Origin of the sequence: Aquidulcibacter paucihalophilus (assembly GCA_030285985.1) — a bacterium.
Classification (GTDB): Bacteria; Pseudomonadota; Alphaproteobacteria; order Caulobacterales; family Caulobacteraceae; genus Brevundimonas.
The window spans coordinates 1163003-1176862 of record CP127384.1; the positions used below are offsets into that span (position 1 = coordinate 1163003).

The window sequence follows — 13860 nt, forward strand, 5'->3', positions numbered from 1 at the left end:
CTTTGGCGCCGAGGGCGATCCAGCACATCTGCGTGGGGACGGCGGCATGAAGGCCGCCACGATCCGCGATGTCGCCGAGCGGGCCGACGTTTCCGTCGCCTCCGTTTCGCGCGTGCTGAATGGTGCCGGGCCGGTCACCGAAGCCACGAAGAACCGGGTCCTCGAAGCGGCCAAGGCGCTGCAATATGTGCCGCACTCCGGTGCCCGCAGCCTGTCCACCAGCAAGACCCAGACAATCGGCGTGATCCTGCCTGACCTGTACGGAGAGTTCTTTTCCGAACTGATCCGCGGCATGGACGTGGCCGCCCGGTCGTTGGGCTATCATCTGATCGTCTCCAGCTCGCATGATGATGCGGAGGAGGCCTCGGCCGCCATTCGCTCGATGCGCGGCCGGGTCGACGGCCTGATCGTCCTGTCGCCCCATCTGGACGCCGCCAACCTGGCCGCGGGCCTGGCCGGGCGGACGCCGATTCTCCTGATGAACGGCGGTGCCGCCGCCGGCCGGCCGTCCATCGTGGTCGACAATCATGGCGGCGCGGTCCTGGCGGTCGAGCATCTGGTGGCCACCGGCCGTCGCCGCATCGCCCATATTTCGGGTCCCGCCGGCAACCTCGAGGCCGAGGCACGCCTGGCCGGCTATCTTCAGGCGATGGCCCAGGCGGGCCTGCCGACGTCCGTGGTCGAGGGTGAGTTCACCCAGTCGTCCGGCCACGCCGCGGGCCTTGAACTGGCGCGGCGCGAACAGCGCCCGGACGCCGTCTTCGCCGGCAATGACAATATGGCCGTCGGTGCCATGCTGGCGCTCCAGGACGCGGGGCTTCGAGTCCCGGAAGACATGGCCATCATCGGTTTCGACGATGTGCCGATCGCCGGTCTGGTGCGGCCGGCCCTGACGACCCTGAGAATCCACATCGCTGAAACCGGCCGGAGCGCGCTCGAGCGCCTCGTCCGACTCATCAACGCAGCGGGCGAAGCTGTCGCCGACACCGCCTGCGAGATCGTGCGCCCAGAACTGGTCGTACGCCCGTCAAGCAAACCGGCGACACAGAACCAAGCCCAATCCAACTCCGGCGGGCGTCTTCACGCCCTTGCCGACACGCCATCTCTGAAGGGGGAGAAGACCTGATGACCCGCAAATCCATCCAGTATCTGGGGGCCGCCTCGGCCCTCGCCATGGCCGTCTCTCTGGCCTGCGCCGGCGGGGCCTCGGCCCAGGGCGCCACGTCCACCCTCCGGGGGACGATCTATGAAGGCCAGGCGGTCGAGGCCGGCGGCACCATCACGGCGACCGAAGTCTCGACCGGCTATGTCAGCCGCGACCGCATCGGCGACGACGGTGGCTATGTGCTCTCGGGCCTTCGTCCCGGCACCTACCGGATCAACGTGACCTCGGCGGACGGCCAGACGGTCGAGGATGTGATCACCATCGCCCTGGGCCAGGTGGCCACGCTCGATCTTGATGTGACCCCGGTTGTAACCGGTTCCACAGACGGTTCCGAACTGGACGACGTGATCGTCACCGGCCGCCGCATCTTCGAGGTGCGGACGTCGGAAGTGGCGACCAACGTCAGCCAGACCCAGATCAACAACCTGCCGCAGATCAGCCGCAACTTCCTGAATTTCGCGGCGCTCGCGCCCGGCGTGCGGGTGACCGAGGGTGAGACCGAGCGGACGATCTCCGCCGGCGGCCAGGGTGCCTCGGCGATCAACGTCTTCATCGACGGCCAGAACCAGAAGTCGACCATCATCGACGGCGGCGTCGGCGGTCAGGACGACAGCCGCGGCAACCCCTTCCCGCAGGTCGCCATCCAGGAGTTCCGGGTCATCTCCCAGAACTTCAAGGCCGAGTATGAGCAGGCCTCGTCCTCGATCATCACCTCGGTGACCCGTTCGGGCACCAATGAGCTGACCGGCGACGCCTTCATCACCTACCAGGACAGCGACTGGACCTCGGAAGACGCTTCGGACGTGAAGTGGGCGTCGAGCGGCTGCAGTACGGCGGCTCCATCGGCGGCCCGATCATCGAGGACCGTCTGCACTTCTTCGGCGCCTACGAGCGCAAGGACGAGACCCGCTACAACACCGTGCAGTTGTTCCGCGCAGCCTATGCGCCGCTGTTCGGCGCGGACACGGGCACGTTCGAGGCACCGTTTGAAGAGGACCTGTTCTTCGGCAAGCTGTCGTGGTCGATCGATGATCGCCAACGGCTGGACCTGAGCGCGACCTACCGCACCGAGGCTGACATCCGCGACTTCGGCGGCAACAACGCCTACAGCCGCGCCAACCAGATCAACACCGACGTGGCCTCGATCGTCCTGCGTCACCAGTACCAGGGCGACGGCTTCCTGAACGAGGCCCAGTTCGACTTTTATGAGTACACCTACAACCCGACCGCGCTGAACTTCTCGGACTACGGCCGGTCGTACGTCATCTTCCGCGACGACAACGCCGGCACGGCGGGCTTCCAGTACAATGTGTTCAACCGCGAAGACACGGTGTTCAACACCGGCGGCCAGAGCAACAACCAGGACATCCGCCAGCGCAGCTTCACGTTCCGCGATGACCTGACGTTCAACGACATCGAATGGAACGGCAACCACACCATCAAGATGGGCGTGAAGTTCTCTGCCCAGAACATGTATGTGAACAAGCAGTTCGGCCGGAACCCGCAGTTCATCTTCGACGTCGATGCGCGGCCGGAAATCAATGGCAGCCGCGACATTCCGGTCCGGGTTGAACTCGGTGCCGAGGTCGCGCCGGCCGATGTCGATAACAATGTCTTCGGCCTCTACATCCAGGACGACTGGCAGATCACGAGCCAGCTGGAAGTCAATCTCGGCCTGCGCTGGGACTATGAGGACAATGCGGTCAACAACGACTATTCGACGCCGCAGGCCATCCGCGACACGCTGAACGCCATCCAGGCGCTGCCCGGCTATGACTTCCCGTCCTACTTCAACCCGGCGGACTACATCACCGACGGCCGCGATGCCTTCACCGGTGCCTTCCAGCCGCGGATCGGCTTCTCGTTCGACGTCTTCGACGACGAGCGGACGGTGATCTTCGGCGGTGCCGGCCGCTACTACGACCGCGTCGGCTTCAACTTCGCCTTCGACGAGCGCTTCAAGGCCTTCCAGTTCAACAAGGAGATCTTCTTCTCCGTGGGCGGCGGCATGCGCGGCGGCGTCAACACCGTGGCCTGGAACCCGACCTATCTGACCCCGGCCGGTCTCGATCCGCTGCTCGACGCGGCCCCCGGGTCCGGCGAGATCTTCCTGCTCAACAACGACATGGAGCCGCCGCGGACCGACCAGTTCAACCTCGGTCTCCGCCAGAAGTTCGGCGACTTCCAGACCTCGCTGACCTTCGCCTACGGCAAGACCGAGAACCTGTTCGCCTGGTACATCGCCAACGCGGGTTCGGAGACGGGCAACCGCTTCTCCGGCCCCACGCCCGGTTCGGTCGGCCATCCGGAGTTCCGCAACCTGATCTTCTTCGGCAACAACGACGCCGAGCAGACCTTCAAGGCCATGTATCTGACAGTCGACAGGCCGTTCGACACCGATAGCGGCTGGGGCATGTCGTTCACCTACACCCTGTCGGAAGCCGAACGGAACGGCAGCCGTGACGGCGGCATCGGTGGCTTCGACTTCGACTACAACCGCCCGGGCCTGTCGCCGACCTTCCCGACCAACCAGGACGAGCGGCACCGGATCGTGGCCACGGGCATCGTCGCCCTGCCGATGGACTTCCGACTGTCGGGTATCCTGACCCTGGGTTCGGGCCTGCCCTTCCACCAGTTCGTCTGCCCGACCGCCTCGAACCCGGACATCTGCTGGAATGGCGGCCGGCCCGAGGGACAGGACTTCCTGTTCACGGATACCTTCGCCTTCCGCCAGATCGACCTGCGCCTGACCAAGTCGTTCGACGTGTTCAACGGCCAGACCGTCGAAATGATCTTCGACGCGATCAATGTGTTCAACTTCGAGAACTACAACGGCTTCGAACAGTGCCTCTGCTCGCCCAACTATGGCGTGCCGAACAACCAGTACATCCCCACCCGCAGCTTCCAGCTGGGTCTGCGTTACCGCTGGTAGTTTCTCCCCGTGCCTGATGGCCGCCCTCCGGATCCTGACCGGAGGGCGGCCAACTTTTTTGACTGAGTTGCGTTAGAGTATGAGGATGGAGCCCATGGATCGTCGCCGGTTTTTGATGGGTTCAACGGTCGCCGGCGCGGCGGCTCTCGGCCTGTCCGGCTGCGGGACCGCGGGCCTCGACTATTTCCGGCCGATGCCGCCGCGGGTCTATCCCGCCACGGACGAGCTGCAGGAACGCACGTTCCACTGGTTCACCCACGTCACCAACCGCGCCAATGGGCTGACACCCGACCGCTGGCCGACCGAGTCCTTCTCGTCGGTGGCGGCCGTGGGCTTTGCCCTGACCTGCTGGCCGATCGGGGTCGAGCGGGGCTGGATGAGCCGCGACGAGGCGCGCGCGCGCACCCTGACCACGATCCGCTTCTTCCACGACGCGCCGCAGGGTCCGCAGGCCACGGGCGTCAGCGGCCACAAGGGCTTCTTCTATCATTTCCTCGACATGCGGACCGGTCACCGCTTCGGCCGCACCGAGCTGTCGACGGTCGACACCGCCCTGCTGGTCGCCGGCATGCTGTTCTGCGCGCGCTGGTTCGACAGCGACCACGCGGAGGAGGTCGAGATCCGGCGTCTGGCGCAGGCCGTCTATGACCGGATCGAATGGGACTGGGTCATGGTGCGGCCCAATCGCATCTCGATGGGCTGGCATCCGGAGACCGGCTTCATCGAGGCCGACTGGCACGTCTACAACGAGGGCATGCTGGTCCTGCTGCTGGCCATCGGCAGCGCGACCCATCCGGTTCCGGCGAGCGTCTGGGACGAATGGTGCAGCGTCTACGACCGCAGCTGGACCGATCGCTGGGGCCCCGCCCACCTGCATTTCCCGCCCATGTTCGGGCACCAGTACAGCCACATGTTCATCGACTTCCGCACCATCCAGGACGCCTGGATGCGCGCGAAGAACGCGGAAGTCGGCAGCCGCTCGCTGTGGACCTATCACCACAACAGCATCCTCGCCGTGGCCGCGCAGCAGAAATACGCCATCGACAATCCGATGGGCTGGGCGGGCTATTCGGAAGACGTCTGGGGGCTGACGGCCTGTGACGGGCCTGGCGACTTCAAACAGGTCATCGACGGGCGTGAGCGGGAGTTTTTCAGCTACTCCGCGCGCGGCCCCGGCGATCGGGATGACGGCACGATCGCCCCGACCGCCATGGCCGCCTCCATGCCCTTCTCTCCGGACGCGGTTGAACGGGGCGTGGTGGCGATGAAGGCCCGCTATGGGACCGGCATCTATACCGAGTTCGGCTTCCTCGACTCGTTCAATCCGACGCTGACCGAGCGGCAGGGCCGGCTGCAGCATGGCCGGATCGTGCCTGGCCTGGGCTGGGTCGATGGCGATTATCTGGGCATCGACCAGGGGCCCATCGTCATCCAGATCGAGAACCATCGCAGCGCGATCGTGTGGGAGCGGATGCAGGGCGACCCCAACCTGGTGCGCGGGCTGAAGCGCGCCGGCTTCACCGGCGGCTGGCTGGAGCAGGCATGATCGAGGCCCGGCCGGATCGACGGGCCACGCTCGGACTTCTGGCCGGGGCCGCCGCGTCCGGTCTGGCCGGCTGCGGCCGGCGCGACGACGGAACGACCCGCCTGTCGTTCTGGGCCATGGGCAATGAGGCGACCAATGTCCCGCAGATCCTGCCCGAGTTCGAACGGCTGAACCCCGGCATCACGGTCAATGTCCAGGCCCTGCCGTGGACCGCGGCCCACTCAAAACTGCTGACGGCCTATGCCGGCAATTCGCTGCCGGACCTCAGCCAGGTGGGCAACACCTGGGTGTCGGAGATGGCCGCCATCGGCGCGATCAGCCCGACGCCGGCCTTCGCCGCCGACCTGCTGACCGACCAGTTCCCGGCGGTGCTCGAGACCAACCGCATCGGCGGCCGGGTGGTCGGCACGCCCTGGTATGTCGACACCCGGCTGATCTACTACCGCTCGGACCTGCTGGAGCGGGCCGGCTACGACGCGGTGCCCCAGACCTGGGATGGCTGGAAGGCCGCCATGCATGCGGTCAAGCGGGTGGCCCCGGCGGGCGGCTACGCCGTCCTGCTGCCGGTCAATGAGTTCGAGCAACTGCTGACCTTCGGGCTTCAGGGCACCGAGTCCCTGCTGCGCGACCGCGACACCCGGGGCAATTTCTCCAGTGCGTCCTTCATCGCCGCCCTGGAGTTCTACAAGAGCCTGTTCGACGAGGGCCTGGCGCCGGTCGCCTCCTCGACGCAGATCTCCAATGTCTGGACCGAGTTCGAACGCGGGTGGTTCAGCTTCTACTTCTCCGGCCCGTGGACCATCGGGGATTTCAAGAGCCGGCTGAAGCCCGAGACGCGCTGGATGACCTCGGGCGTCCCCGGACCGACCGGGCCGGGGGCTTCGGCACCGGGCGGGTCGTCGCTGGTCGTCTATCGTCACTCGCCGCATCAGGAGGCCGCCTGGAAGCTGGTGCGCTTCCTGTCCGATCCGGGGGTACAGGCGCGCTTCAACGGGATCACCGGCAACCTGCCGGCGCGCGAGAGCGCCTGGGCGACACCCGCCGTGGCCAACGACCCCTATATCGCCGCCTTCAAGGGCCAGCTGTCGCGGGCGAAGGCCGTGCCCAAGGTGCCGGAATGGGAGCGGATCGTCACCGAGATGCAGATCGTCGCCGAGCGAATGGTTCGCGGCGAATACACGCCCCGCGCGGCCGCCGCCGAGATCGACCGCCGCGCTGACCGCCTGCTGGAAAAGCGCCGCTGGATGATCGAACAGGGGAGGGCTGTATGACCGCTGTTCCTGTCATCGCCAGACCGGCCCGTCGCGCCGGAACGCGTCGGTCGCGCGAGCGGGCCGCCTGGGGCTTTGTCGCGCCGTCCCTGATCGCCATCGGTCTGTTCTTCGCCATCCCCGTCTTCTCGGCCCTGCTGCTCAGCCTGACCGATTTCGACATCTACGCCCTGGCCGACATCGGCAACGTCCGCTTCGTCGGCCTGCAGAACTATGAGCGGCTGCTGGGCAATCCGCTGTTCTGGACGGCGATGAAGAACACCGGCCTGTTCGCCGTCATCGGCGTGCCGCTGTCGATCATCACCTCGCTCGGGGCCGCCGTGATCCTGAATGCGCGGGTGGTGAAGTGGCGGCCGCTTTGGCGGGTCATGTTCTTCGCCCCCTACGTCACCACCCTCGTGGCCACGGCGGTGCTGTGGAACTATCTGCTGCACACCCGCTACGGCATCATCAACTGGGCGATCCAGAGCCTCGGCCTGCCCGCCGTCGACTGGCTGGGCCAGCCCTCGACCTCGATCCCCGCCATCCTGATGTTCGTGGTCTGGAAGATCTTCGGCTACAATATGCTGATCTTCCTGGCCGTTCTGCAGACCGTGCCGGACGACCTCTATGAGGCCGCGCGCATCGACGGGGCCGGGCCGTGGAAACAGTTCAAACACGTCACCCTGCCGGCCATCGCCCCGACCCTGTTACTGGTCTCGATCATCTCGGTCGCCGGCTTCTTCCAGCTGTTCGCCGAGCCCTATGTGATGACCCAGGGCGGGCCGGCCCAGTCGACGGTGACGGTGCTCTACTTCATGTACGAAGAGGGCTTCAAATGGTGGAACCTCGGCTCCGCCAGCGCCGTCGCCTTCGTCCTGTTCCTGTGCATTCTGGCGGTCACCCTGGTCCAGCTGGCGGTGGCCAAGCGGATGGGGGCCTACGAATGAGGGCCCGGACCGTCAAAGCCATCCTGCTCAATCTGGCCGTGGCCTTCATCGCCTTGCTGGTCCTGTTCCCGCTGGCCTGGATGGTGTCGGTCAGCTTCATGTCGACGGGCGAGGCCGCGGTCTTCCCGCCGCCCCTGCTGCCGAAGACATGGACGCTGGAACACTATCGCGACCTGTTCCTGACCCAGGGCATGGGCCGCTATCTGTGGAACAGCTTCGCCCTCGCCACGATGGCCACCGGGCTGGCTTTGGCCTTCACCGTCCCGGCCGGGTACGCCTTCGCCAAACTGGCGTTCAGGGGTCGGGACCGGGTCTTCAAGCTGCTGGTCGCGGCCCTCGTCGTGCCCGCCCAGATCGGCACCCTGCCGCTGTTCCTCATGCTCAAGCAGATGGGGCTGGTGAACACCTATGCCGGGGCGCTGGTGCCCTGGCTGGCCTCCATCTTCGGCCTGTTCCTGGTGCGCCAGTATGCGCTCAGCATCCCCGACGAAATGCTGGAGGCGGCCCGCATCGACGGTGCCACCGAGGGCCAGATCTTCCGCCGCGTGGTCCTGCCGACCCTCCAGCCGATCATCGTCACCCTGGCCCTGTTTGTCTTCCTTGGCAGCTGGAACGACTTCCTGTGGCCGCTGATCATCCTGACGGACCAGTCCAACTACACCCTGCCCGTGGCGCTGGCCGCCCTGTCGCGTGAGCATGTGCAGGATATCGAGATGATGATGGCCGGCGCCGTGATCACCGTGGCGCCGGTCCTGATCCTCTTCCTCGCCCTTCAGCGCTACTACATCCGCGGCATGCTGGCGGGGAGCGTGAAGGGGTGAGGGGGCTCACCGCCCTTGCGGCCGGGTTCGCCCTGCTGGGGACGGCCGCCCACGCCCAGACCCCGCGCGTCCTCGACCCGTTCGAGACCCTGACGCCCTGGACCGCCGACGCCTCGACGGACGTGTCCTCGGCCATCGCCGTCGTCGACGGTCACGACGGCCGGGCCATGCGGCTGAGCTATGATTTCAACGGCCGGTCGGGCTACGCCTTCGCGGCCCGCGCTATCGATCTGGACGTGCCCGACAACTATGAGATCAGCTTCTGGCTGCGCGGCGAGATGGTGCCCAATACGCTGGAGATCAAGTTCGTCGACGCCTCCGGCGACAATGTCCACTGGCGCCAGATCCGCGGCTTCCAGGCGACGCCGGGCTGGACCCGCTACACCATCAAGAAGCGCCAGATCACCCGCGCCTGGGGGCCGAACCCGGACCACACCTTCCGCGGCGCCGCGCGGATGGAGTTCGTGGTCACGGCCGGCGAGGGCGGGGCGGGCTGGATCGAGGTCGACCAGCTGGAGCTCCGCGAACTGCCGCCGGAACCGTCCGTCCCGCCGCGGCCGCTGGCCAGTGCGACCAGTGAGGACGGGCTGAACCTCGCCGCCCGCGCGGTGGATGACGATCCGGCTACAGCCTGGCGTTCGGCCGGGTTGGGCGACCAGGGCCTGACCCTCGACCTCGGCTATGAGCGCGAGTTCGGCGGGGTCACCCTGCGCTGGGCCGAGAAGGCGGCGGCCTCGGCCTACCGGCTGCAGGCCTCTTCCGACGGCCAGACCTGGCGCGAGCTGGTGACGGTGGACGACGGCGACGGCGGCATCGACTGGCTGCGCACGCCCGAGGCTTCCGCCCGTTGGCTGCGGCTGGAGCTGCGGTCGCCCGTCCCGGCCTCCGGCGGGGAACGGCCTGTTGCCGCCTATGCCCTGAACAGTCTCGAGATCGAGCCCCTGTCGTTCGGCGAGAGCCCGACAGCCTTCGTCCGCGCTGTGGCCCAGGAGAGCCGGCGCGGCCTCTATCCACGCGGCTTCGTCGGGGAACAGCCCTACTGGACCCTGGTCGGCGTCGACGGCGGCGGCGAGAGCGGCCTGATCGGCGAGGACGGCGCCATCGAATTTCGCCGCGGCGGGCCGTCGATCGAGCCCTTCGTGCTGGACAACGGGCGGTTGGTGACCTGGGCGGATGTGAACGTCAGCCAGAGCCTTCAGGATGACGACCTGCCCATCCCGACCGTGACCTGGACCGGCGACGACTGGACCCTGGCCGTCACCGCCTTCGCCGAAGGGACGCCGGAGCAGGCGCAACTGTACGGCCAGTATGTCCTGACCAACACCTCGAACCGGCCCCGGACCCTGACGCTGGCGCTGATGGCGCGGCCGTACCAGGTCAACGGGCCTTCCCAATTCCTGGCCATTCCGGGCGGGGTCGGACCCATCGAGCAGATCGACTGGAACGGCTCGACCCTCGTCCTGAATGACGCCATCCGCATCAGCGCCCTCGCAACACCGGACGGCCTGGTCACGAGCCGGTTCGCCGCCGGTGCCGACCCGCAAAGCCTGCTTGCCAATGCGGATCGGCCGCGCGATCCGGCCGGGGCCTGGGTCGACTCCGACAGCAGCGCCCTGATGTCCGGCGCCCTGCTGTATGACGTGACCCTGCAACCCGGCGAGGCCCGCACATTCGGCCTCGTCACCCGTCTCGCGGGGCCGACGCCTGACCTCGCCCCCGTCACCGATGTGGACGGGACACTCGCCGCCGCCCGCAACCGGGTCGCCGCCGGCTGGCGCGAGAAGCTGGATCACTTCGACCTGACCCTTCCCGACAGCCAGCAGCAGATCGAGGACGTCATGCGGTCCTCGCTGGCCCATATGCTTATGTCACGTCAGGGGCCGATCCTGCAGCCCGGCACGCGGTCCTATAACCGCAGCTGGATCCGCGACGGTGCCATGATGGCCGAGGGGCTGAACCGCCTGGGCCATGCCGGGTTGTCGGCCGACTATCTGCGCTGGTACGCCCCCTTCGTCTTCGACAACGGCAAGGTGCCCTGTTGCGTCGACTTCCGCGGCGCCGATCCGGTGCCCGAGAACGACAGCCATGGCGAGTTCGTCTTCCTCGCCGCCGAGACCTATCGCTACACAGGTGACGCGGCCCTGCTGCGCCAGGTCTGGCCGCAGGTGCAGGCGGCCATCGTCTATATGGACACCCTGCGCGCCTCGACCCGCACCCCCGCATTCGAGGCCGCGGACCAGCGCCACCTGTACGGCCTGCTGCCGCCGTCGATCAGCCACGAGGGCTATTCGGACCGTCCGGCCTATTCCAACTGGGACAATTTCTGGGGCCTGCTGGGCTATCGCGACGCCGCCTTCATCGCCGACACGCTCGGCGACACGGCCGCCGCCGCCCGCATCCGCGCCGCCGAGGCGGAGTTCAGGGCCGACGTCATGGCCTCCATCGCGGCGACGGCCCGTGTGCACGGCATCGACTGGATCGCCGGCGCTGCCGACCGCGGCGATTTCGACGCCACCTCGACGACCATCGGCCTGTCGCCCGCAGGCCTGATCGACGACCTGCCGCGGGACCTGCTGACCCGGACCTTCGACAAATGGTGGGAGAATTTCACGGCGCGTCAGGAGAACCGTCAGGCATGGAGGGACTACACCCCCTATGAGCTGCGCAATGTCGGCGCCCTCGTTCGTCTGGGGCGCCGGGAGGACGCCCTGCGCGCGCTCGATTTCTATTTTGCCGACCTGCGTCCGCGGGCCTGGAACGGCTGGGCCGAGGTGGTCGGCCGCGACGAACGCGAGCCCCGTTTCATCGGCGACATGCCGCATGCGTGGATCAGCTCGGACTACATCCGCTCGACCCTCGACCTGCTCGTCTATGAGCGTGACCGCGACCACGCCCTGGTGCTGGCGGCGGGCGTTCCGACGGACTGGCTGGCCGGGGAGGGCGTCGGGGTCACGGGCGTGCGCACCGCTTATGGCCTGCTGAGCTACAGCCTGCGCCAGACGCGCGACGGATGGCTGCTGACGCTGGACGGAGCGGTCACGCCCCCGGGTGGCTTCGTCATCCAGTGGCCGGCGGGCGAGACGCCACCGGCGCGCGTGCGGATCGACGGGCGGGCCGCCGAATGGTCAGGGTCGGAACTGGCGATCCCGGCCGGCGCGCGGCGGGTGGAGATGCGGTAGGCATCAGTCCCCGTAATCGTCGTACCGCTGGCCCTGGGCGAGGTTGCCGAACTTGGTCGTATTGGCGTCGAAGCTCAGCTTGATGATGCCGATGGGGCCGTGGCGTTGCTTGCCGATGACGACCTCGGCCTGGTGCTCCAGCCGGTCCATGTCCTCCTGCCATTGCAGGTGCTCGGGCGAGCCTTCGCGGGGCTCGGCGCGGCCCAGGTAGTAGCTCTCGCGGTACACGAACATGACGCAGTCGGCGTCCTGCTCGATCGAGCCGGACTCGCGCAGGTCGGACAGCTGCGGCCGCTTGTCCTCCCGCTGTTCGACCTGACGCGACAGCTGCGACAGGGCGATGATCGGCACGCTGAGTTCCTTGGCCAGGGCCTTGAGGGCGCCGGTGATCTCGGACACCTCCTGCACGCGGTTCTTCTGGCTGTTCTCGCCGGTGGTGATGAGCTGGAGGTAGTCGACGATGATCAGGTCGAGGCCGTGCTCCTGCCGCTTCAGGCGCCGGGCGCGGGCGGCGAGCTTGGAGATCGACAGGCCGCCGGTGGCGTCGATGAACAGCGGGCTCTCGCCGATCTCGACCGCGGCCTCGCGGATCTTGCCGAAGTCGGCGGCGTCGATCTCGCCCTTGCGCAGCTTGTCCGAGGACACGCCGGAGGCGTCGGCCAGGATACGCATGGCCAGCTGTTCGGCGCTCATTTCCAGCGAATAGAAGGCGACGACGCCGCCGTTGACCGTCTTGCGGCCCTCCGGCGTCGGCTCCCAGCGGTAGTTGCGGGCGACATTGAAGGCGATGTTCGTGGCCAGCGCCGTCTTGCCCATCGACGGACGGCCGGCGAGGACCAGCAGGTCGGAGGGGTGCAGGCCGCCGAGCTTGGCGTCGAGGTCGTCCAGATGGGTGGCCAGTCCGGCCAGTTTGCCGTCGCGCTGATAGGCCTCGGCCGCCATCTGCACGGCACCGCTGAGCGCGCTGGAGAAGCTGACGAAGCCGGAGGACGGCTTGCCGGTCTCGGCGAGGGTGTAGAGCTGCTGTTCCGCCTGTTCGATCTGGTCGATGGCGGCGGTTTCGGGCTGGGGCGCCTCGCGCACGATCTCGCCGCCGATGCGGATCAGGTCGCGTCGCAGGGCCAGATCATAGACCACACGGGCATAGTCCGGGGCGTTGGCGGCCGGTGGCGCGCGGTCGACCAGGTCGGCGAGATAGCGCAGGCCGCCGAACTCCTGGAAGGCCGGATCCAGCTTGAACCGCTCCATCAGGATGGTGGGCTCGGCCAGCATGCCCTGGCGGATATGGTCCTCGATGGCTTCGTACAGGCGCTGGTGGAAGGGCTCGTAGAAATGCGAGCCGCGCAGGCGGTCGGACAGGCGTTCGAACACCGCATTGTCGAACATCAGCGACCCAAGAAGCGCCTGTTCGGCCTCGAGGTTGTGCGGCATCGACGGAATGGAGCCGGAGTCCATCGGCGACGGGAATTGGACGGGGGCAAAGGCGTTCATCGGGTGCATGTCTTACCGATGCTTCGCCGCTACGTCAGTCGCGGACGCAGGCTTGGTCGGGGACAGATTCGGGCCGCTGTGGACGTTCCGGAATTCCGTAGCCGCAACAGTTAAGGGCTCAGCTTGCGGGGCAGGGATGACGCTCGGCCATCCATTCGCGCATCGCCTGGGTGACGCTGATATTGCGCCGCGCCGGAGGGATGGCGTTGAACCGCGCCAACAGGGCGTCGGCGGAGATCGAGGCCCGTCCCCCCGCGAGGCAGAAGGCGGGCCGGCGGCCTGCGGCAATGGCCGCCTCCCGTTCATTGCCGATGGTCTCGCTGGCGGTGCGCACCTCGGCGATCAGCCGCCGTGCGTCGGCGCGCAACAGGGCCGTGGGATTGCGCGGGATGCGGGCGGCGGCGGTCAGGAACTCCTGCACCGTCATGGCTTCGGCGGCGGTGGCGAACAGGGTCGCGGCGAGGCCGACGACGAGCGCAATCTTCTTCATGGTCAATCTCCCCGGACAGCCCAGCTTGGCCGTGAA

The 13860-nt window shown here is 67.4% G+C and carries 10 protein-coding genes; 8 read left to right on the forward strand and 2 right to left on the reverse strand.

All coding sequences use genetic code 11. From position 1 onward, the window contains the following. Positions 1–46: 46 nt before the first annotated feature. The 8 genes from KB221_05750 (at position 47) to KB221_05785 (ending at position 11843) form a co-directional block, all read left to right on the forward strand. Positions 47–1126 carry a LacI family DNA-binding transcriptional regulator gene (locus KB221_05750; protein WIY70523.1) on the forward strand — a complete coding sequence of 360 codons (1080 nt, stop codon included), beginning with the start codon at positions 47–49 and terminating at the stop codon, positions 1124–1126. Further along, positions 1126–2217, forward strand: coding sequence for a carboxypeptidase-like regulatory domain-containing protein (locus tag KB221_05755; GenBank protein WIY70524.1), 1092 nt, complete (start codon positions 1126–1128; stop codon positions 2215–2217). The genes KB221_05750 and KB221_05755 overlap by 1 nt, the downstream gene beginning before the upstream one ends. 26 nt (positions 2218–2243) lie before the next feature. Next, entirely contained in the window at positions 2244–4097 is a 1854-nt protein-coding gene (locus tag KB221_05760; protein WIY70873.1) for a TonB-dependent receptor, read from the forward strand. A gap of 115 nt (positions 4098–4212) precedes the next feature. Continuing rightward, positions 4213–5643 (forward strand): glucoamylase family protein, encoded by a 1431-nt coding sequence (locus KB221_05765; protein WIY70525.1) that lies wholly within the window; start codon positions 4213–4215, stop codon positions 5641–5643. Then, the gene (locus KB221_05770; protein ID WIY70526.1) at positions 5640–6914 is read left to right on the forward strand and encodes a sugar ABC transporter substrate-binding protein; all 1275 of its coding nucleotides are present in this window, start codon (positions 5640–5642) and stop codon (positions 6912–6914) included. The genes KB221_05765 and KB221_05770 overlap by 4 nt, the downstream gene beginning before the upstream one ends. Further along, a complete protein-coding gene (locus KB221_05775; protein WIY70527.1) occupies positions 6911–7843 on the forward strand; it encodes a sugar ABC transporter permease in 933 nt (310 codons plus the stop codon). Before KB221_05770 ends, KB221_05775 begins: the two co-directional genes overlap by 4 nt. Next, positions 7840–8664 carry a carbohydrate ABC transporter permease gene (locus tag KB221_05780; protein WIY70528.1) on the forward strand — a complete coding sequence of 275 codons (825 nt, stop codon included), beginning with the start codon at positions 7840–7842 and terminating at the stop codon, positions 8662–8664. The genes KB221_05775 and KB221_05780 overlap by 4 nt, the downstream gene beginning before the upstream one ends. Further along, positions 8661–11843, forward strand: a complete 3183-nt coding sequence (locus KB221_05785) for a discoidin domain-containing protein (protein ID WIY70529.1) — start codon at positions 8661–8663, stop codon at positions 11841–11843. The genes KB221_05780 and KB221_05785 overlap by 4 nt, the downstream gene beginning before the upstream one ends. A 3-nt stretch (positions 11844–11846) precedes the next feature. Here KB221_05785 and KB221_05790 read toward each other — a convergent pair whose 3' ends face one another. Together KB221_05790 and KB221_05795 are read right to left on the reverse strand one after the other, a co-directional pair. Continuing rightward, a complete protein-coding gene (locus tag KB221_05790) occupies positions 11847–13334 on the reverse strand; it encodes a replicative DNA helicase (GenBank protein WIY70530.1) in 1488 nt (495 codons plus the stop codon). A 118-nt stretch (positions 13335–13452) separates the two neighbouring features. Then, entirely contained in the window at positions 13453–13824 is a 372-nt protein-coding gene (locus KB221_05795) for a hypothetical protein (GenBank protein WIY70531.1), read from the reverse strand. Positions 13825–13860 lie beyond the last annotated feature (36 nt).

Excerpts from the sequence above, each read along its gene's own strand:
- KB221_05750 (WIY70523.1), top strand. The coding sequence starts at position 47 with ATGAAGGCCGCCACGATCCGCGATGTCGCCGAGCGGGCCGACGTTTCC.
- KB221_05755 (WIY70524.1), top strand. The coding sequence starts at position 1,126 with ATGACCCGCAAATCCATCCAGTATCTGGGGGCCGCCTCGGCCCTCGCC.
- KB221_05765 (WIY70525.1), top strand. The coding sequence starts at position 4,213 with ATGGGTTCAACGGTCGCCGGCGCGGCGGCTCTCGGCCTGTCCGGCTGC.
- KB221_05770 (WIY70526.1), top strand. The coding sequence starts at position 5,640 with ATGATCGAGGCCCGGCCGGATCGACGGGCCACGCTCGGACTTCTGGCC.
- KB221_05775 (WIY70527.1), top strand. The coding sequence starts at position 6,911 with ATGACCGCTGTTCCTGTCATCGCCAGACCGGCCCGTCGCGCCGGAACG.
- KB221_05780 (WIY70528.1), top strand. The coding sequence starts at position 7,840 with ATGAGGGCCCGGACCGTCAAAGCCATCCTGCTCAATCTGGCCGTGGCC.
- KB221_05790 (WIY70530.1), bottom strand. The coding sequence starts at position 13,334 with ATGAACGCCTTTGCCCCCGTCCAATTCCCGTCGCCGATGGACTCCGGC.
- KB221_05795 (WIY70531.1), bottom strand. The coding sequence starts at position 13,824 with ATGAAGAAGATTGCGCTCGTCGTCGGCCTCGCCGCGACCCTGTTCGCC.